Below are 19,021 nucleotides of genomic sequence, written 5' to 3'. Positions count from 1 at the left end.
CTGTCGTGGGTGCGTTGTTGAAAGGCTGCTGGTTACTAATCATTGTTTTTCTGTTTTTCTGTTTACATTCTCTCCCTAGTTTGGCAGTAATGGATAGGGTTCCTTTAACAGTAACTTTATTGCAGGAACGTTTAAGCGCACCCGTCCTTAAAGAAGGGATGACTACTATCGATTTAGCCAATTTAGTTATCGATATCCGCGATGAAAATAAGGAACTGCAAGAACAATTTTATCAACAGATTCAAGGTCAAATTAATCGCGCTAAACAACCCCTAGGTTTAGATTTTAGTAATTCCTTAATTCAAGGCAATTTTATCGCTTCCCGTCTGGGTTTACCGACTCCTTTAACAAAAGTGGCCCTTGCTACCTTGTTATCACCCACGGAAGAACAGTTATTACAACAGGACGAAAATTTTTTATTCGATAGCGATGAACCGGTTTTTAATGTCACAGTATTTCGTGGACCGGTGAAGTTGCAGGGAACGGTATTTATGGGAGAAGTGGACTTTTCTAAGACTTTTTTTCTGCAAATTGTCGAAGCAATGGCAGCAAAATTTAGTCGTGAAAGTAATTGGGTAGAATCGCGTTTTGCTAGGGTGGCAAAATTTACCAAAGCCAATTTTATGGGAGATGTAAATTTTAGTCAAAGTCAATTTTTAAATAAAGCCATCTTTCGCACGGCCCATTTTAAAAGTATTACTAACTTCCATCGCAGTCATTTTACTGCCGAAGCTTATTTTGATCAAACTAAATACGATAAACTCGCAGATTTTACCCGTACTTTCTGGGAAAAAGAGGCCAATTTTTCCCAAAGTCAATGGCGAGATCGTCCGCTATTTTCTAAGAGTAGATTTTTAAATTTATTAACCTTTAGAAATGCCACTTTTGAAAAATCAGGCGCTTTCCGGTCTAGTTACTTTAATGGTGTGGTTAGTTTTCAAGATGTGAAACTTTTAGATCAGGTAGATTTTAGTAATTCCACTTTTACTAACAATAGTTATTTGAGTGTATCAGGATTAGCTTTTGATTCCGATAAAGCGAAAATCCTAGGAGATAGAGGAGTAATTGGTCAGGCAATTTATTTACCAAACCTAGCAGGAAATGAGACAGTTTTAAGAAATTTAGTTCGTAATTTTCGCTCCCTAGAACAAATTGCCGATGCTAATCAAATTGAATACAAAACCGAAAAATTGCGATTACAACAGTTAAAACAAAAACTGAATAATATCTCAGTTATTCGCCTAATTAACCTCACTTGGGTAGCTGATTTTCTGCATACTTCTTTCCTTGCTTTACTATTACTCTTAAGTCAAGATGGTACAAATTTTAGTTTAGTTTTCGGGACAGGAATCATAATTTTTGCCTATTTTGGCTGTTTATTTTGGTTAATTGATCGCGTGCGTCGTCTCACTCCTAAACCAGTAATTCCTAGTCGTTATGAAATCTTTTGTATGGTAACTAGCTATATTATTCTCACCCTTTCTGGTGTGTTTAATATCCTGCAATCTGCCAGTCGTCCCCTACTAACTTTAACAGCTATTGCCCTAATTCTTGTCCCCTTACCCTTAATTTTAATTATCGAACTTTATCGTCGGGGACGCTATCACGATTTAATGGATAGTTCCTATTTTCTGCAAGATGGCAGTATGCGACAATTACGCTTATTAATCACCCGTTTACCCGTAGTTCCTGAATTTCCCCTCTTTCGCGATCGTTATACTCCCATTCCTTGGCAAAAGCGTTGGAATTGGTTAAATTATTACGATTTAAGTCTCAATAATTTGCTAAAATTAGGCTTTAATGATTGGCGAGTTCGCGATCGAGAATTACCCGCTATTATTTCTTTTTTAGTTTGGTATCAATGGGGTATCGGCATCTTTTATATTACTCTCCTTATCTGGACTCTCTCGCGCACGATTCCGGGGTTAAATCTCTTGATTTATTTAAAATAAACTGTAAAAATTTGAATACAGCAGTTATCTTTTCGTTTTGGGTAACAGAAATATGAGTGGAAAGAGGAAAAAACCATGAATGCCAAATTGATTGAATCTCTCGTCCAAATTATCCAATACCTTTCTGAAGAAGAAAGATTGCTCTTAGAAAAGAAATTAGCTGCCCATGAAACTCAAACAAATTTTGATAACCTATCCCAAGCTTTAGCAGAATTGCGACAAATTTGTGCTGAAGAAAACTATACTATAGAAGTTCCTACTCGCCAAGATCGTTCTAATCCATTTGCAAAAAGCTTAAATGACATTCCTGTGTGATACTAACATTATCAGCGAGTTAGCACGTCCCCAACCTAAGATTTTTCTGCTAAAATTATCTACACAACAGTACACAAGCGGGAAAAGCAATAGTCTATGCTAGAAAAAATCGGAATGGGAGAATTCCGGGATCATCTCGCCAAATATTTGAGTTCTACTACTCCCATCGCCGTCACTTGCCAGGGTCAGACGGTGGGTTATTTCTTACCGGCACGACCGGAGCCATCGGAAGCGGAGATCGACGGGTTAAAACGCGCCGCCGAGAGGTTGGATGCGCTTTTACGCGAACAGGGACTTTCTGAAGATGCGCTCGTTCGCGAATTCCGTCAACTCCGCGAAGGTGAGCGTTAGGCTTTCTGCCATGACGAAAAGAATCGTTCTGGATGCCAATATTCTCATCCGTGCCGTGTTGGGGAAAAAGGTACGGGAGTTGACATCCTCGCCGCCCTAAAAGTGCGGCGATTCCTAAACCTCACGATTTAAGTTTCTGCTTCCACCACCGTCGCATACCACAGTTAAAAAACCATGTACTGTCTTACACAGAGTCCACAGACTTTCGCCCCATTTCAGAAGCCCGATTCCGTGTGTCCCACGGTACGTTGACCGCCTATAGCTTCTTGTACTTGTTGCGCGCGACTTTTTACCCGGCCAAGCTTTTCTGGTCGGAACCCCCTAAGCCGAGTTTTCAAGGTGCTGCGCCGTCCACTTGGTTTTCGAGACTGGCCTTTTAATTCTAACGTAAAGCCAACCTAGAACGGCGGGGTTTCAGACCCAAAATTTCCGATGATCGCTCGGTTCGCTCCCACGGTAGATTTTTTTACGACCGATCGCTGTTACGCCGACGCAAGGCGATATTTACCGATTCTTTTCGAGAAACGCGACCTAGGAAGCGAGGACGCGATGGCAGTCTTGGAAGGTTTGACCGGTTGGGTGCGGATCGTGGATAACAGCCTGTACGCTTCTTACGAGGGGGAGGCTAGAAAACGCATCGCCGCGCGGGATGTGGACGATTGGCCAGTCGTGGCGCTGGCTTTATTGCTGGAATGCCCGATCTGGACGGAAGACGCGGATTTTTTCGGCACGGGCGTGGCAACCTGGACGAGCAATCGGGTTCACCTGTATTTCGGTGAGTGAACGACGGCGATCACAACAATATCCGATATTCTGGTGAATTCGTAAGAATCGAAGATATCCCGCCGTAGTCCGTGGGTATCTCCCTGGACTAGGTGCGCTTCCCAACTTTGCGAGCGTTGGATGAGTTTGGCTAGGGTTAATCTCAGATTCGACCAAATAGAGATGCACCCAAATTATCCCTATTCTTCTTCCTTCCACACAAAAACTGGAAGAGCCATCTATTTCACCTATGATAAAACTAACTGGTAGCGACTCCGATAATTTTATGCAAATCACTGTTGATATTCCCGACGAAATCGCCCAGAGATTAGGTCAAACAGGCGATAATTTGGCTCATAAACTGCTAGAAATGGTTATTGCTGATGCTTACCGTGCCGGTATCTTGAGTACGGCCGAAGTTGGACGCATCCTTCAATTACCTTCTCGGTTAGAAACTCATGCCTTTTTAAAGCGGATGGGAGTCTATCTGAATTATGATGAAACTGAACTAGAACGCGATTTGCAAACTCTCAAAGAACTCAGAGCGAAATGATAGTTGTTTCTGACACTTCTCCGATTTGCTACCTGCTCTTAATTGACCAAATTATGATCCTACAAGAACTGTATGAGCTTGTGGTCATTCCTGAAGCTGTAGCTGATGAATTAAAGGCCTCAGAATCTCCATCTATCGTTCGCAATTGGATTGCTAACCCCCCTGATTGGCTCCGGATTGAAATTGTTAGGACATCCTCAAGGTCAGGATTGGAAAAACTCGATCCGGGTGAGCAAGAAGCGATTTTACTAGCAGAGCAAATTGAAGCTGAATTGATTATTTTAGATGACAAAGCAGGGAGGCAAATTGCTTCGGAGCGTGGCTTAAGAATTATTGGACTTTTGGGCATTGTCAAAGATGCTGCCCAATTCGGATTGCTCGATTTAAGAGTAACCTTTGAACGTCTCCAAGAAGCTGGCTTTTGGGTTGCACCCAGCCTACTCGAACGACTTTTGCGGCAGCAATAGATGTTCTGACGCTAACTAGGTAGGCGTTAAAAATTATCAGATGCCCCCCTTATCAAGGGGGGACTAAGGGGGGTTTGATCCCCCCTTATCAAGGGGGGACTAAGGGGGGATCAAACCCCCCTTATCAAGGGAGATCCCCCCGCCTATCGGCACCCCCCTTATCAAGGGGGGCAGGGGGGATCAAACCCCCCTTATCAAGGGGGGCAGGGGGGATCAAACCCCCCTTATCAAGGGAGATCCCCCCGCCTATCGGCACCCCCCTTATCAAGCTATCCATTAGTCAGATCTTTCTTAACAAAAAGAGAAGAAACTTAAAAAAAGGGGAAACGATTGATAGGTATAGTTTTGAAAGAAGGAATTAAGGTGGAGGTAAGCAAAAAAATGGAGAAATGGGCAGCCCAAGAATTACAGTATGCAGACCTAGGGGACACCAGAAGAAAGAAAAGGTTAATCAGTATCGTAGAAAACTTGGCCAGTCAACCTAGTACAAGTGTGCCACAAGCTTCGGGAAATCTAGCCGCCGCCAGTGCCACCTACGACTTTTGGAATTCCCCCTATTTTCACCCCTCAGATATAATTGCCGCCCAAGCCAAAAGTACAGTAGAAAGAATCAAAGAACATCCAATAGTTTTGGCAGTGCAAGACACAACAAGTTTAGACTTTACGACGCAAAAAGCCAAAAAAGGAATGGGTTATCTAGATTGTAAAACATCCTTTGGTCTCAAAGTTCATACCACCTTAGGAGTCTCAGCGCAAGGAGTACCTTTAGGACTGATTAATCAATATGTCTGGGCAAGAGAAGAAAAGAATTTAGGGATTGCCAAGCAAAGAAAAAAAAGAGAAACTCAAGAAAAAGAAAGTCAAAGATGGTTAGATTCTTTGTCAGAAACACAACAACAAATACCCGAAGAAATTCAAGTAGTAACAATCGGAGATTCTGAGGCAGACATATTTGATTTATTTGCCCAGTCAAGAAATCCTAACTCTCATTTATTAATTCGAGGAACTCATAACCGAAAAGTTAACTATCTCGAAGACAAGCAAAGGTCAGGGCATCCAGAGACTAAATATTTACATCAATCCATCAGAGAAATAAAAGCCTGTGGTAGCCTAGATGTGCAAGTAAAACGCAATCCTAATCACGAGGCTAGACTAGCTAAACTAACAGTTAGATTTGCCAGTTTTGAAATACAAGTACCTAAGCATCACTCGAAAGCGAACCCTCGTCAACCGGTCAAATTACAGGTAATTTTAGCTGAAGAAGAAAATCCGCGTCCTGGAGTTAATCCTATCAGTTGGCTCCTCTTAACTAGCCTAGACATTAGTAGCTTTGAATCAGCGATAACCTGTGTGCGCTGGTATAGTTATCGCTGGTTAATAGAACGCTATCATTTTGTTTTAAAAAGTGGTTGTGGATTAGAAAAACTGCAATTAGAAACGGGTCGGAGAATTGAGATGGCCTTAGCTACCTATTCAATTGTAGCTTGGAGATTACTTTGGTTAACCTATCAAGCACGCTTACACGGAGAGGAGAGTTGTGAAAGTTTTTTGGAAGAACATGAATGGCAATCTTTGTGTGCCACTATTCATAAAAAGAGTCCGCCACCTAAAAAGCCGCCCTCCTTTCGAGAAGCGGTCAGAATGATTGCTTCTCTTGGGGGGTTTTTAGGTAGAAAAGGTGACGGTGAACCAGGTGTTAAAACTATTTGGTTGGGACTGCGAAGGTTACATGATATCAGCCAGACTTGGAAACTGTCTCATCAAATTAGTTCCCCCATAGAACCCCCTTGAGCCATCTGGCACACTTTTCTCTTTTTGTCAAATTTTATGTTAAGAAAGATGTGACTAATGGATAGCTTATCAAGGGGGGCAGGGGGGATCAAACCCCCCAGGTAATTGACCCCCTAAACTAATACACTTGTTCTATAGCCTGCCTAAAAAAATTCCAGAAAAGGGAATGAGGGAAAAAAAGGAAAAAAAGGGGAAAAGGGTTACAAAGTCCTCCCAGCACCGCACACCACCCGAAAACCGAGGCTGCCGCTGAAGTCGTCGCGGCGGTTGCGACCGTTGCGGAAAGCGGAACGGCAGCCCTTCGGATTGCTGAACCAAGAACCGCCCCGCAATACACATTCTCGGTCATCTGTCAATAGTTTATTTATACTATTTAATAAGTTTTCATAACGATTATCAATATTTTTTTCGTCCCAAACGCTCCCGTCTGTGGGCGGTGCGCCTTGATAATCTCTGTGCCACGGATCTAAACACCACTCCCAAACGTTCCCGTGCATATCGTACAGCCCGAAGGCGTTGGGGGGATAGGAGCGGACGGGAGTGGTTCTGTTTGGGGATTTTTTCGCCTTTTCTTGTTGATAGACGCTTGAACTATCGTAATTCGCCAGTTCTGCCGTGATCGTCTCGCCAAAGTGGAAGGGGGTGGTTGTTCCCGCTCTACAAGCGTATTCCCACTCGGCCTCGCTTGGTAAACGGTAATTTTTTCCCGTGTGACGGGACAGACGGGCGCAGAATTCGATCGCATCGTACCAACTCACGCGCTCGACGGGGTTATTATCGCTTTCCTTAAAGCGCGCGGGGTCTGGATCGAGGTCTTTTCCCTCCCTCGGTAGGTGGGCCACGAACCGCCATTGCGCCCGGGTAATCGGAGTCTGGCTCAGGTAGAAAGCACTGACGCTCACGGGGTGTTGGGGTTTTTCATCCTCGTTATCCTCCTTTTCTCCCGGTGAACCCATCAGGAATTCGCCCCCCGGGATAGCAACCATGGTCAGGGGTTCGATTCCCTTGCCTAGGGGTTCTTGGTAGTAGTAGGCCTCCAGGGGTTCTCTTTTGGTAATTTCTCCCCGTTTATCGACGTATAGGGTCTCGAAGGTGAATTTTAGGAGTTTTTCCGGGGTCAAGATTTCCTGTTTTCGCTGCCTCACTCTCTCCTCGATGTTTTGGGCGATATCGGCGTACTCTCCCCCCCAAGTGCGGAGAACAGCCGCGTCCACCTCAGCGAAATAGAGAGAGCGATCGCTGACTGCATCCGCTAGAGAACCCTGTGGATTGGGGATTAGAGCCGAAAAATCGCGAAATTCACCGTAATGGTCACGAATATAATCGCCGATGCCGCGCCAAATATCGATCGTGCGCCGGTTGGCACTATCTGCCAACAGTAGCTGACGAATGCCGGGGTAAAAATCGTACCAAGCATCCGGAACCGTCGCTCCCTCCGGACTAAAGGTAGATTTTTCGACCAGTCCGCTAAAAAAGACCTCCGCTAGATGCCAATGTTTACTATCGGGTAAAAATCGCCGCTGTGCCAATCGCATCACCGGAGGAATCAGGGGAACGGCCGCCAGCACTTTAGCCAGTTCTCGGGCCAAGGGACTGGCATCGATTAAAAAGCCTCTCAATAACTCTTCCGGGGGTTCCGCTTCCGGAGCGGCTGCCTCTTCTTCTCCGGTTTCACCCATATTCACCCCCGCAGTGGTTGCTCCCATTAAAACCCCCTGAATGGAATTACCACCGCTCCCAGCGATAAATTTCGCCCAGGTTGCAAAGTGAGCGGGGGATAGATTGAAAATAGGGAACCGATAGAGAATCTGCTTCGTGCGGAGTCTTTCCCCCACTTGCAGTATTGCATTGGCAGAAGCGGGACCCGGTGCGATCAAAGGCCGGAGGATCGCCCCCTCTAAAGCGGTTCGTTGCCATAGCTCCTGCGGGAAAATGTGAGCAATGGTGACGGGGTGTTCTTTGCCCAGATCCGCTAGGGTGGCGAAGGCAGACCCCGATCGCCAAGCTTTCCCCAAAGTATCGGTTAGGACAATAAAAAGTCGATTTCCAGAGGGTGCAACCAGACTGCGAGGGTTCCGTTCGATTTGCCCAGCGCCGGAAAGCAAACGAGCTTCATTTTCACCCGTCTCGAACCACCAAACCCGCACGTCCCTAAAAAAGCCTTGCCAACGGAAGAGAGTGGTCATTCCCCCCGCTAGATCTCCCCAAAATTCCATCGGGGGAGAGCGATCGATCAACAGGTGAACCTCTAACCAACGTTCTAGGGGGGGACGGAAAGCGAGCATCGGTAATCCCCCCGCTTCGGCCGTCCGTTCCACCGTAACCTCGATATCCAACTCGTCGGCCCGTAATCCAGGCACGCGACGCGCTAGGGGGAGAATTGCCTTACTGATGGCGGTGGGTTCGGGTATTGGAAAGGGATCGGGGACACGAACGGGAGAAGAACGATCGCTCTCGACCGAATCGCGCTTCCGGGAGGTCTGCATCGGGCGATCGATGTTTTCGGGATAGGCAACGGGGAGCGTTGGCTCGATCGCTCCGGGGGGAGGGGTTTCTTCACCGCTGCCGGATGACTGGTTATCCTCCTGATCATTAGATGAGGTTGCTTCCGACTGTTCAGGCTGCTCGATCGACCAAGGCGCGATAATTCGATCGAGGTAAGCAGCGCACCAGATCAGTTCTGCCATTTCCCTCTCGTCTTCCCACCAGATGGCTTTTTTCCCTTCCATCTCTCCCCCTACCCTTGCAAGGATTTAAAGATGGTGTCTAGCAGCTTGCTATCGGGGTCGGTGAGGTCGTTTCCCTGTAGTAACAGATAGACCGCGTTGAGCAGTTGATCGGTGGCTAGTTTGTCTTTGCGTTTGATTCGATCGAGAAATTTCTGGATCAGTTCTCTGGCCGGTTCTTCCAATTGATTTAGGCTCTCTGGGGGGAAACGTTGCTCTAGTATCCGATAGAAATCATCCTCGTTATTGGGTTGTTCTAGTCTTAAACGCAAACATCGACGCAGGAAAGCGGGGGGAAACTCCCGGGCCTCGTTACTGGTCATGAATACTAGGGGGAACTCCTGACAAGACACACAACCTCGATCGATCGGGATTTTTTCCTCGCTGTCATCCTGTTGACCGCGATAGGGAAGAACGGATTGGTCGCCGGTTTTTAATCGTGTCAATTCTGGGATCTCAAAAAATCCCTCCTCGAAAATATGGAGGAGATCGTTAGGCATATCGATGTCGCTTTTATCGATCTCATCAATTAGCAGCACCGCCGGTCGTCCGGGAAGGGATTGATAAAAAGCCATCCCCATGGGACCTAATCTTAGATAGCTGCCGATATCCGGCTCCTCGTACTCTCCCCCCTCTCCCACTTTCTGTCTTTGTAGGGAAGCTTCCTGTAACCGTCCGATCGCATCGTAGGCATAAAGACCCTCTTTAAGGGTGGTGCGGGAAACGATCGACCAACGGTAGGGGCCGGGTAGTCCCAATTCCCGCGCCACTGCGTAGGCCAGGGAAGTCTTGCCGGCGCCGGGGTTGCCCTCGATCAGTAGGGGACGACGCAAGCAGAGGGCAGCATTCACCAATTCCACCGCTTTCTTATCCGCGACGAATCCTAAAGCCCTAGGGTCGATTTTTCCCTGTTCGGGCGGTATTTTCTGCGATTTTGCCGTTTTTGTCCATTCTTCCGGGGACAGGCTAAAACTGCGCCAAGGGGGTGGCGGTGGGATGCGATCGAGGTGTTTTCTTTGTTCTTTGGGTGTGGGTAAACTATCGGCGCTCAGGGTCAAACCCCGATAGATGCGAAGGTCTTCTGCTTTGGTAACTGGTTTATTGGCCATTGGATTCCACCACTCTCGTGTTTAGAGGTCTTGGTATCGGGGAGGGTTTGGGGTATAGATCGTCCCAGAAAAGGGCGATTTTTCGCTTGTTTCTGCGTAATTCTTTGATATTATCGGGCCAGTTTCTCCATTCCGAGGGTTTTAGATCGTTATCTGTCATCGGTTGGTTGGCGTTTCGACTCCAGACGGCGATCGGCAGGGATTCGACGATATATTCCAGATCGGCGATCGATGGTTCGGTTCCGATGTAGTAATCTTTCTGGTCAAGATCGCTATTATTTTCCCATAAAGCTCTCTTGATCTCCTCGATCTCGTCGCGTATCTCTCGGAAATCTTCATCAAAATAGCGATCGAAGGAGTTAATAAAAACAGGATACTCGTATCCTAGGGATCTCCACATTGTACCCCGCTTAAATTGAAATTCTTCCAGAGGGTATTTTAAAACTTTTATTGGCAGAAAAATTTCGAGATTTAGCTTTACTTTGTTCGGCAAACTATAACGAGCTTTGCGAATTAAATTAGCGAGAAATGTCTGGCTTTCTGGACAAGATTCTATTTCGCTATTTAATTCAATTTTTTCGTTTTCAGCAAATCTTCCTAAGGGGCGATGTTGACTTTTAATCCAAAGATTCATTCTTAAGTGAAATGAGTTGAACACCCTTCCAGTATTATTATCTTTATCGAGATCCTGTTCTATTTCAATTTGAAGTCTCAGCTCTTCTCGATTAATACGTTCCTTGAATTTTTCCCAGGACTGCCTCACCTCATTTTGTATTTTATCTAAATCCGCATTTTCTCGATACTTAATAACCCTAGACTGCCAAGCTTCGATAGCATCAATCGACGGGTTACTCCTATCTTCTTCTAATAACCTAGTTCGACACCACTCGGAACAAGCTATGAGAGGACAGATACCCTCTATAACCGGCTTGTTTGATAATTTTTTTAATTGTTCTTTAAGTTCTAGATCGTTCAGAATAAACTCTTCTAAAAATTTACTATTTAATAAAAATGAATTGATAAAAAGTAAATTTTTTGATAAATGTTTTTTAAATTCATTCAATAATTCTTCTGTCAATTCAAGGCGTTTTTCTTCCCAAGTTCGTATCGTTTTAGGAATAACTGGAAAAAATTTTGCAACCGTTTCAGATCCCGTCAGGTTATGTACAACGTCTTGTGGCATTGAGTCGGGAATTTTTTCATTAACTTTGCCTACAATTTCACCGGGGGAAATATATCGATTACGAGACTGTTGACAAAAATCTTTCAAAACTGCTGCCAAAACGGTAGAGAATACACTCTCTTTAGCCTCTTGTTTGGCACGACAAGCGGCGATCGTGTGAACGGCAATATTTTTTTCTTTGCTCGATCGATATATCCCGATCGAGCCAGCAGCGAATTTTGTAACTTCCACCGCTCCCATTTGCGAGCAACAGGTATCGATAATATACAGTATCTGCGCTATCCGAACCCCATCATTATTGAGAGGACGAACTAAATCTTCGGTCGATAGAGCCGTTTGTCCAATTAGTTTAGGATCGGTATCCTCCAGTAAAAGATAATGTCTATCCCCCAGTATATACTCGCCGTGACCGGAATAATAAAAAATGACAATATCGGTTTCACGGCAATTTTGTTGAAGCCATTGAGCAAATTTGAGAGGAATTTCGTCTTTTTTCGGATTAATATCTAAATCGGTTAACACTCGCTGGTATCCAAAATCACGAGTAAACAGATCGACTACCAGTTCTAAATCCGTCTCGACGCTGGGTAATTGCTTGTCAGGGTCTAAGTTCTTGTAATCCTTTGTCCCACAAGCGATTAGATAATACTTGATTTCTTCATCCATACCATTACCCATCAATCGATTAACCCCGATCGAATCGCTTCCCCAGTTTCAACCGCCGTCAGATACCTTTTGGCATCGTGAGCCTCGCAACCATTATAAACTAGCTTATCCTCGATAGTTCCCTCAAATAAAGGGTTGAGTTGCTTTGTCAACGCCACCACATCGCCATTGTCTGCGATATTCACCCATCTTTTCACATTTCCGGGCCAGAACCCCAGGTTATTGCGGGGGGATGGTTGCAGTCGATCGAAAATTAATTGTCTTATCCCCAAAGGAGAACCGAGAGTGACAAAGACTTTAATCGGCCATTCTGGATGCTGACATAAAGTTTCGTAACAGACGATCGAACCGAGAGAATGAGCTACAAGTACCCGCGGATCTTCTTCATCGATACATTTTATTACTCGCTCTTGAATCTGCTGTTTTAGCTCTTGATCGTGTAAATAGCTCCCCACTTGCTTAAGATAAGAAATAACCAATTTCTCGGCAATGCTACCGAAAAACCGAGATTCACTTAACCCCGACAAAGCTCTCTGGATAATTTTTGGGGTAGATTTTTCTCTCAAAAGGCTATCCGCATTGGGATGATTATTTTCCACTCGTTCCGTTTCTTGCCACCACAACTGGAGTAATTCTTTTTCCCAATCGGAATCGATATCATTAACATCGTAGTTCGGAATGCCGAGCGCTTTCGGTTTTCCCCGAAAAATATCTCCGTAAAACGCGCAACGAAAATCGGTATCGGACTTTAACTCGGTTCCTGCGAGTTTCAATCCATCCTTGAGACTTGGCAACCACTCAGCACAAATCGTGTGGCTACCCCTAAATTCTTGCGCGATACCGTGAACACCGACAATTTTAGCCATGATCGTGCGGTTACAGAGCTTCCCTATCCCTGTTGATTTTCAATTTTAAATGGTTTTTCCCACTTTAGACCGAGAGCAAATTTAAAAACTGCCTTGCTTCGATCGCCTTGTCAGTCGAGATAGACCGTTCAAAAACAGCAACCAAACCACCACCACCAACCAATGCAGCACCGAGATCGTCCAGAGAGAACCAGTCAGCCAATAGACAACGGTGCAAGTTAATCCCAATAAAGCCGCTAAAATCAAGAAAATAGGCTGAAAAAAAGTCGGATTGCCCTTTTTGTAAAAAATAATTGCATTGAGGGGATGATAGACGGTAAAAAGCGTGATGCTGACCAAAGCAGAGAGGATCAGGTTAGCTGTGGAAGTTGCCGTTTCCGGATGGGGAATTAACAGCACCCGAAAGACGAATTCCTCCCAGAATGCCGGGAAGAAAAAACAAAAGACGAGCATTTTCAGTATCTCTAACGGTCTCCGTTCGGGGAAGTGCCAACGTAAAAAACCCGACCGGAAACCGATGGTCAGGGCGATCGCGGCGTATAATCCCAATCCGATCGCCGTCACCCCCCAATCCCGACCGGTAAGGGGCAGCACGAGCGCGCCCAAAGTGCGACGGAGCATCGGTGCGATCATCGGCATTTCCCCGAATAACTTGGTCGGTGCGAGGGGTAAAATCTCCGGCATCGCTCCCCCAACCTGATTAGTACGGAGGAACCAGAGAGTTGCTCCTGACCGCAAGAAAATCTCACCGATCACGTCATTGCTGCCTCGCGGTAACATCGATCGCCAGCTTAGTAGAGCGTTGGCCAGTGTATTTTCCCGAATCAAGCCTTTTCCGCGACTATCGGTGATACCGGCGAGAATTTCGGCGTTTTGCCGCCAATCGGCCCGGATCACCCCCCGGGGAGCTAATACTTGTTCTAAACGATCGCCCAATTGTCCCAAACGTTGAAAACGCAAGGTTTCCGGATCGTCGGCATGGGTTGTCAACCAAGCGGCGATCTGCGGATCGGTTTCAAACTGGTGGCGCAGGGTAGCGATCGTGATATAAAGGGCCTGATTCGAGTCCTGCACGCAGGAAGTCGCGGGGGTAACACTAGAAACCCCGGTCCCGTCCCCGATCCGGTAGCGAGCCATCATGATCTCTAACTGCTTGTGGAATTCTGTCAGGGGGGACAGAGAAACCCTGCCAAAGTTGTAATCCTCCAAGAGGTCTAATTTCACGATCGCATCGGATAGGGGTCGGGAATTAAGCCATCCCCGCTCTAAACTACCCGTATAGTTCGCCCAACTCTGATATCCCGATAAAATCCCCTGGGGATTGTGAGCGTACACCTGATCATAATCGAGCTGCCACTGCAGCTCTCCCGTCAGGGCATCCCGAATCACTTCGTAGAGAAAATAGGAAAAATGACCCGTTACCGTTCCCAATTGTATTGATTCGCCTTTTTTACCGCCGATTCCGCCGAAAAGATGAATTCCTATGCCTTTATCGCCCTCTTTCCATGATTTTTTTTCACCCTCCGGCAGGACTGTTACCCGACTGGCGGTTCCTTTGCGGGATGGGGTATCGTTCCAAGTGCTGCGGGCGATGTAATCTTGGCCCGATTGCACCCCGGTCAGGGTTGCCGTCGGTTGCAGTTGAAACAGCGATCGAGGTTTGATTGCTTGAACGGTAAAGAGGTTATCGCGTCCCCGCGCACCGTAGATATACCAGCCCTCCTTTCCTTCCCTCGCCGCTGCTAACTCTCGGGGGGTCGAGATAAAACGTCCTCCGGAAACTAAGGGTTGTTGGGGAATGCGGATCACTTCCGAGCTGCCGTCGAATTGTCCACTGTCGCGGTTATAGTGTTGCACTCGGAAAAGTTCGCTCCCACAGGGGGGTGAACCGGGGCAAACCTTGGGGATGTCGCTGGGGGTTCGGGGGGGAGCTTCGCCGATAATTTTCACCAATGCCACAAAGCGCCCAGTAACGATCAAGGGCATTCGCTCCACTTGTAATGACGTTTCCCCGATTTCTGCATCGGGAAAGCTGACCACCACATCATCGAGCGGTCGCGATCCGGCCAGCGCTTGCAGTGGTCCGACCCCTGAACGACCATTCAAGCGAGTCGGTAGGATATTTCCCTGTTTTTCACTCTCGATCGCCTCTGGAGTGAAGCGAATATCCTTAGTAACCAGTCCTAAATATCGAGCCAGTGCCGGGGATTGCCGCCAACCTAAACGAACTTTTTGACCGACTAAATCTGGCTGCGGTGCTTGGTAAACCTGCAACCAAGTCCAATCTTCCCCCGGTGTGGCGGAATATTCCTCCGGTTTTGGCAAAATCAGGCGACCGATCCAAGGGGCGATCGGGCGATACCATCGCGGATCGAGGGATTGCTCTAGGGGAAAATAGCCCGGTTGATTGACCGCTAACCGACTCATGATCCAGTAGTCAGCCTTGGCTTCTTCCACGGGGCGCGGACTGAACAGAAAAACCGCTAGAGCGATCGCCGCCAGCGAGAGAAGTATCCAGACAATCCGGGAAATCGTTCTTTTCATGGTATAGCTGACGCTCATCGATCGAGTCAGGTTTCTCCAGCCTACAGCGTTTAGACTAAGTAGCTGGTTATAATTAAATTAAAAATGGATTTTAGGTTCGATCCCCCCTGCCCCCCTTGATCTATCCCTTATAGGGATCTTTCTTAACAATTTTTGCAGTAAGCACTCCAACCCTTATCCTGACTTGATTTCAGTTTTTTCTTTGTCAGTAAGGGTGTCAACAAGGAATATTACAAATTGTTAACCGAGTCTTGAAAGCCTTGTGCCACAAAGGTTTGAAATGTTAAGAAAGATGTGACTAAAGGACAGCTTGATAAGGGGGGTGTCTGATAATTTTTAACGCCTACCTACTTATCCCTGAAATTCCGTCAAAACCCCATAGATAGCCCAGATAGCCATGGCGCGTAAATAATGACAAGCGCGAAAAGTTCCCACCGATGTAATCGCTTCCGGGGTGCGAAATTGTAGGCCATTTTCATAGACTTGTTTCACCACCGCTTCCGTAATTTGCCATCCTTGCTTTTCCATTCCCATTTGCATCAAAAAAGCCACCAACCCAAAATTAATTCCTACCCAAACTTCCAAGGGATGAGTTGCCTCGGGATTTTCGGGAGTACCATCGGGTTTTAACCCATTTGCTGCCCCAAATTTTCCCTCATGAAACTTGAGAAAACAAGCCTGATAAATCTTACTTAAAGCTGATTGCGTGTATTGATTTTCTACCACATCCGGTAAAGCCAATAAACGGGCATAAAATTGACCGCATAATTGGTCAGTCATCACCACATCGGAACCACTGCCACTATCTAAATTATAATATTCTCCATTCCAGAGAGTCTGATGATAAATAGCGCGAGATTGCTGTAACCAACCAGCAAAAATTGCTGTATCTTCTCCAAGAATTGCCCCAATTTTAAGCGTCGCTTCTAGGGCTGCTATCCACAAACCACCACAATAGGCACTAATTCCCTGTAAACGCCAATCATCAAAGGTTTGGTCTGGTGCGCCGGAATTTTCGGGGATGCCATCGTTATCAAGGTCAAAAGTTTTTAAATATTGCAAAGTCAGAACAATTGACGGCCAACATTCCCGCAGAAAATCCTCATCTTTAGCCCCCGTTAATAAATAATCCCGATAGACTAATAAAACAAAATCACTGCCTAAATCTTTCCAGAGATTACAATCTTGATAACTGGTGTAATTGCTCTTTTGCCAAGGATGTTCATTGGGTGCGCCTAAATCGTGGGGAGTGGCATTTTTAGCCTTACGAATGGCACTAGCTTGGTTATAACCGATAATTCGAGGAGTGTCGTCACTGCTGGGAATTGCCCTGGCAAAAGCTTCCATGACGGCCTTTTCTAAGCGCGGCCATAACATCAATAACCCAAAGGAACCATAGAGACGCACATCAAGACTTTCATACCAACGATAATCAATACATTCTAACACTCCGAATTGACCGATCGGATCCTGTTCCGTGGCGGCCGTCCAGAGAGTGCCGCCGTCAGTTAGGAGGTATAATTCGTTAAATAAAGCCATTTTAAACCAATCGGCCAGATCGCTGCGTTCTAGGATCGGTTTTTGCCAGTTAATAATATTTTCTCGCCATGTATCGCCGTGTTTTAAAGCCGTGCGTACCATCGCCCAAGCATTTTGACCATTTCGACCGAAAAAGTCCGTATAACGACGATAATAGTTAATTCCTTGGGCAAATTCGGTAACGGGTAAATCCCAAGCTAAAATAAAAGGAATTTTGCGAGTTTTCCCCGGACGAATGGTAAAACGAATCGCCATAGCCGTGGCCGTTTGTTCCCCTTTTTGGGCGGGGGTTTCGTCCTCAATATCCGGTAAAGAGCCATTCATGGCGAAATAGTCCCAAACTTCGCCCCCATCGCCGGCAGGGTTCCATTTACCCCGATAAAATACCTCTAGACTCGGATTAGTGATAGTGGCAATCGCCATCTGTCCATCCCCTTCCCCGGGGTTTTCGTAATCCCGACGCATTAGACAGCCAACGCGGAAATTATCGACAATCCATTGATTATAATTACCCTCACTTTCCCCCCATTTTGATTGATATTCATAGACGGGACTACCATCATCTCTCACCTTAACCACTGGGGATTTAATTGCGTTAGTAAACCAACCGATTGTATTTTGCCAAGTCAGCATAATACTAATAGTAATCGGTTTATCGGTGGGATTATGAGCCGTCCATTCAAATAGGGCAATAGGATAACTACTTTCTTGATAATTATGCGCCCAAACCGGTGAGAATTGTTCGCAAATTAATTGAGTCTGAAAAACATCTTTGTACTCGTACCAACTGCGGGGATAAAGGGCAGAATATGTTCCCTTTTCGGCTGGATACCACGACCAGCGCGATAACGTTCCATCCGTCGGGCTTTCCGTCGCCATAGCGTAGGCTTGGGCGCTTCCGTCTTCTGTTTGTTCAAAAATGCTAAATTGACAGGCCGCAAGGCTATTAAAACTGTGTTCACCGCCGTCCAGATGCCAGAGGTTAAAGTCACCTTTGGGGGAACGTCCGATGCAACCGGCCCCAAATCCCCCCAGAGGCATCCCATGCCAAGGACCATCATCTAAATTGCTGGCGTAGCGGACGCTGTAGGGTTTTTCCCAACCTTTGCCCAGAGGACGTTTCCAAGCAGCGGCGGGAATTTCTGGAAGGGAGACGAGATTAAGCATAGATTTAAGTGGGAATTATGAATTATGAATTATGAATTAGGAATTGGGGAGAAGGGAGAAGGGATAAGGGATAAGGGAGAGGGGATAAGGGATAAGGGAGATGGGAGAGGGGATAAGGGAGAGGGGAAAGGGGAAAGGGGAAAAGAGAGAATAAATAAAAATAATATCCTGAATTCAGACTCTACCGAACCTGTCATGTAAAACTATCAACAACTCGTGCTTGTAAAGCTTGTATACTAAGGCTTTGAGTTTTTGTTAGATTGATATTTAAGTAGGTGGGTGGAATTAAATATAAAATGAACGTAGGTTGGGTTGAAGCATGAAACCCAACGCCCGCATGGGTTACGCTACCGCTAACCCATCCTACAAATAATTGTGCCTACCTACTTATCAACTTTAGAGCATTGCTGGGTAGAGAGGTAGCTTGAGGAATCTTCTACAGTGTAAGTTCGGAAGAACCATAATTCATAATTCATAATTCATAATTCATAATTCATAATTCTGACTCAACCAAGAAACTTTTTCAGTAAACCCTAATTATTCGCTAAAGAGATAATTGCTGCGATCACTGACAGGCCAATCTTGATTTTCTCCACCGATAATTAAACGTTTAATATCGACAAAATCCTTACTTAATTGGGTCAAGGCATTGATTAAAATATCCAAAGCAATAAGATCGCTAGTACCGAGATCAAACCAACAACGTCCCCAAGTACCTAAGTATTCAAAATCGGTCATATTGTGCATCGGTGACATAAAGGCATTTTCGGCCATATCTGGATCGTATTCCATATAACTAATATCGACTCCCACCTCCTGTACCTGTAGGTTTTCGGCATTGAAAGCCCCTAATTTACCCAAATAAAACCAAGAGGCAAAAACTTCTTCTACATATTGCTGTTCTATATTCGAGGGAACCGTCGAAAATTCCAGCCAAAACCAGACATCAAAAGGATTAAATTCGCGAAATTGCACTTCCATTTTTTTTATAGGAGACAGGAGTAGTCACTGATAACTGATAACTGATAAC

15 protein-coding genes are annotated in these 19,021 nt (G+C 45.8%); 8 read left to right on the top strand and 7 right to left on the bottom strand.

The features are described from left to right. The first annotated feature begins 5 nt into the window (after window positions 1–5). From B5D77_RS19840 to B5D77_RS19800, 7 genes are all read left to right on the top strand, one after another. Window positions 6–1,952 (top strand): pentapeptide repeat-containing protein, encoded by a 1,947-nt coding sequence (locus B5D77_RS19840; protein ID WP_106909498.1) that lies wholly within the window; start codon window positions 6–8, stop codon window positions 1,950–1,952. Window positions 1,953–2,027: 75 nt separating this feature from the next. Next, window positions 2,028–2,267 carry a hypothetical protein gene (locus B5D77_RS19835; protein ID WP_106909497.1) on the top strand — a complete coding sequence of 80 codons (240 nt, stop codon included), beginning with the start codon at window positions 2,028–2,030 and terminating at the stop codon, window positions 2,265–2,267. 96 nt (window positions 2,268–2,363) lie between these two features. Then, complete coding sequence (locus tag B5D77_RS19830; protein ID WP_002782656.1) at window positions 2,364–2,618, top strand: hypothetical protein; 255 nt, start codon at window positions 2,364–2,366, stop codon at window positions 2,616–2,618. Window positions 2,619–3,050: 432 nt separating this feature from the next. Next, window positions 3,051–3,401, top strand: coding sequence for a PIN domain-containing protein (locus tag B5D77_RS19820; RefSeq protein ID WP_008196899.1), 351 nt, complete (start codon window positions 3,051–3,053; stop codon window positions 3,399–3,401). A 229-nt stretch (window positions 3,402–3,630) separates the two neighbouring features. Continuing rightward, window positions 3,631–3,933, top strand: a complete 303-nt coding sequence (locus tag B5D77_RS19815; RefSeq protein ID WP_081106738.1) for a UPF0175 family protein — start codon at window positions 3,631–3,633, stop codon at window positions 3,931–3,933. Continuing rightward, window positions 3,930–4,400, top strand: a complete 471-nt coding sequence (locus B5D77_RS19810; protein ID WP_052275698.1) for a DUF3368 domain-containing protein — start codon at window positions 3,930–3,932, stop codon at window positions 4,398–4,400. Before B5D77_RS19815 ends, B5D77_RS19810 begins: the two co-directional genes overlap by 4 nt. 381 nt (window positions 4,401–4,781) lie before the next feature. Next, window positions 4,782–6,191 (top strand): IS4 family transposase, encoded by a 1,410-nt coding sequence (locus tag B5D77_RS19800; RefSeq protein WP_106910030.1) that lies wholly within the window; start codon window positions 4,782–4,784, stop codon window positions 6,189–6,191. 200 nt (window positions 6,192–6,391) lie between these two features. Here B5D77_RS19800 and B5D77_RS19795 read toward each other — a convergent pair whose 3' ends face one another. The 6 genes from B5D77_RS19795 to B5D77_RS19770 all read right to left on the bottom strand — a co-directional run bounded on the left by B5D77_RS19795 (window position 6,392) and on the right by B5D77_RS19770 (window position 17,991). After that, entirely contained in the window at window positions 6,392–8,920 is a 2,529-nt protein-coding gene (locus B5D77_RS19795) for a formylglycine-generating enzyme family protein (protein WP_106909496.1), read from the bottom strand. A gap of 8 nt (window positions 8,921–8,928) precedes the next feature. Further along, the gene (locus B5D77_RS19790) at window positions 8,929–10,026 is read right to left on the bottom strand and encodes a MoxR family ATPase (protein ID WP_106909495.1); all 1,098 of its coding nucleotides are present in this window, start codon (window positions 10,024–10,026) and stop codon (window positions 8,929–8,931) included. Continuing rightward, window positions 10,016–11,875 (bottom strand): caspase family protein, encoded by a 1,860-nt coding sequence (locus B5D77_RS19785; RefSeq protein ID WP_254052992.1) that lies wholly within the window; start codon window positions 11,873–11,875, stop codon window positions 10,016–10,018. The genes B5D77_RS19790 and B5D77_RS19785 overlap by 11 nt, the downstream gene beginning before the upstream one ends. An 11-nt stretch (window positions 11,876–11,886) precedes the next feature. Then, window positions 11,887–12,741 carry a hypothetical protein gene (locus B5D77_RS19780; protein WP_106909493.1) on the bottom strand — a complete coding sequence of 285 codons (855 nt, stop codon included), beginning with the start codon at window positions 12,739–12,741 and terminating at the stop codon, window positions 11,887–11,889. 81 nt (window positions 12,742–12,822) lie between these two features. Further along, window positions 12,823–15,303, bottom strand: coding sequence for a type II CAAX prenyl endopeptidase Rce1 family protein (locus B5D77_RS19775; protein WP_106909492.1), 2,481 nt, complete (start codon window positions 15,301–15,303; stop codon window positions 12,823–12,825). A 333-nt stretch (window positions 15,304–15,636) separates the two neighbouring features. Continuing rightward, the gene (locus tag B5D77_RS19770) at window positions 15,637–17,991 is read right to left on the bottom strand and encodes a GH116 family glycosyl hydrolase (protein ID WP_106909491.1); all 2,355 of its coding nucleotides are present in this window, start codon (window positions 17,989–17,991) and stop codon (window positions 15,637–15,639) included. 24 nt (window positions 17,992–18,015) lie between these two features. On the opposite strand from B5D77_RS19770, the gene B5D77_RS26320 reads away from it, so the two are divergent. Next, complete coding sequence (locus tag B5D77_RS26320; RefSeq protein WP_172970092.1) at window positions 18,016–18,192, top strand: hypothetical protein; 177 nt, start codon at window positions 18,016–18,018, stop codon at window positions 18,190–18,192. A 336-nt stretch (window positions 18,193–18,528) separates the two neighbouring features. On the opposite strand, the gene B5D77_RS19765 is transcribed toward B5D77_RS26320, so the two are convergent. After that, the gene (locus B5D77_RS19765) at window positions 18,529–18,972 is read right to left on the bottom strand and encodes a DUF3531 family protein (protein WP_002782647.1); all 444 of its coding nucleotides are present in this window, start codon (window positions 18,970–18,972) and stop codon (window positions 18,529–18,531) included. Window positions 18,973–19,021: the final 49 nt, after the last annotated feature.

The organism is Microcystis sp. MC19, from assembly GCF_003019735.1.
Classification (GTDB): Bacteria; Cyanobacteriota; Cyanobacteriia; order Cyanobacteriales; family Microcystaceae; genus Microcystis.
This window is presented reverse-complemented; position numbering and strand designations above follow the sequence as displayed.

What these genes read in the sequence shown, in the direction of transcription:
- B5D77_RS19820 (WP_008196899.1), top strand. Translation starts at nt 3,051, where the DNA reads ATGATCGCTCGGTTCGCTCCCACGGTAGATTTTTTTACGACCGATCGC.
- B5D77_RS19765 (WP_002782647.1), bottom strand. Translation starts at nt 18,972, where the DNA reads ATGGAAGTGCAATTTCGCGAATTTAATCCTTTTGATGTCTGGTTTTGG.
- B5D77_RS19800 (WP_106910030.1), top strand. Translation starts at nt 4,782, where the DNA reads ATGGAGAAATGGGCAGCCCAAGAATTACAGTATGCAGACCTAGGGGAC.
- B5D77_RS19835 (WP_106909497.1), top strand. Translation starts at nt 2,028, where the DNA reads ATGAATGCCAAATTGATTGAATCTCTCGTCCAAATTATCCAATACCTT.
- B5D77_RS19810 (WP_052275698.1), top strand. Translation starts at nt 3,930, where the DNA reads ATGATAGTTGTTTCTGACACTTCTCCGATTTGCTACCTGCTCTTAATT.
- B5D77_RS19830 (WP_002782656.1), top strand. Translation starts at nt 2,364, where the DNA reads ATGCTAGAAAAAATCGGAATGGGAGAATTCCGGGATCATCTCGCCAAA.
- B5D77_RS19775 (WP_106909492.1), bottom strand. Translation starts at nt 15,303, where the DNA reads ATGAGCGTCAGCTATACCATGAAAAGAACGATTTCCCGGATTGTCTGG.
- B5D77_RS19785 (WP_254052992.1), bottom strand. Translation starts at nt 11,875, where the DNA reads ATGGATGAAGAAATCAAGTATTATCTAATCGCTTGTGGGACAAAGGAT.
- B5D77_RS19770 (WP_106909491.1), bottom strand. Translation starts at nt 17,991, where the DNA reads ATGCTTAATCTCGTCTCCCTTCCAGAAATTCCCGCCGCTGCTTGGAAA.
- B5D77_RS26320 (WP_172970092.1), top strand. Translation starts at nt 18,016, where the DNA reads ATGAATTATGAATTAGGAATTGGGGAGAAGGGAGAAGGGATAAGGGAT.
- B5D77_RS19790 (WP_106909495.1), bottom strand. Translation starts at nt 10,026, where the DNA reads ATGGCCAATAAACCAGTTACCAAAGCAGAAGACCTTCGCATCTATCGG.
- B5D77_RS19815 (WP_081106738.1), top strand. Translation starts at nt 3,631, where the DNA reads ATGATAAAACTAACTGGTAGCGACTCCGATAATTTTATGCAAATCACT.
- B5D77_RS19795 (WP_106909496.1), bottom strand. Translation starts at nt 8,920, where the DNA reads ATGGAAGGGAAAAAAGCCATCTGGTGGGAAGACGAGAGGGAAATGGCA.
- B5D77_RS19780 (WP_106909493.1), bottom strand. Translation starts at nt 12,741, where the DNA reads ATGGCTAAAATTGTCGGTGTTCACGGTATCGCGCAAGAATTTAGGGGT.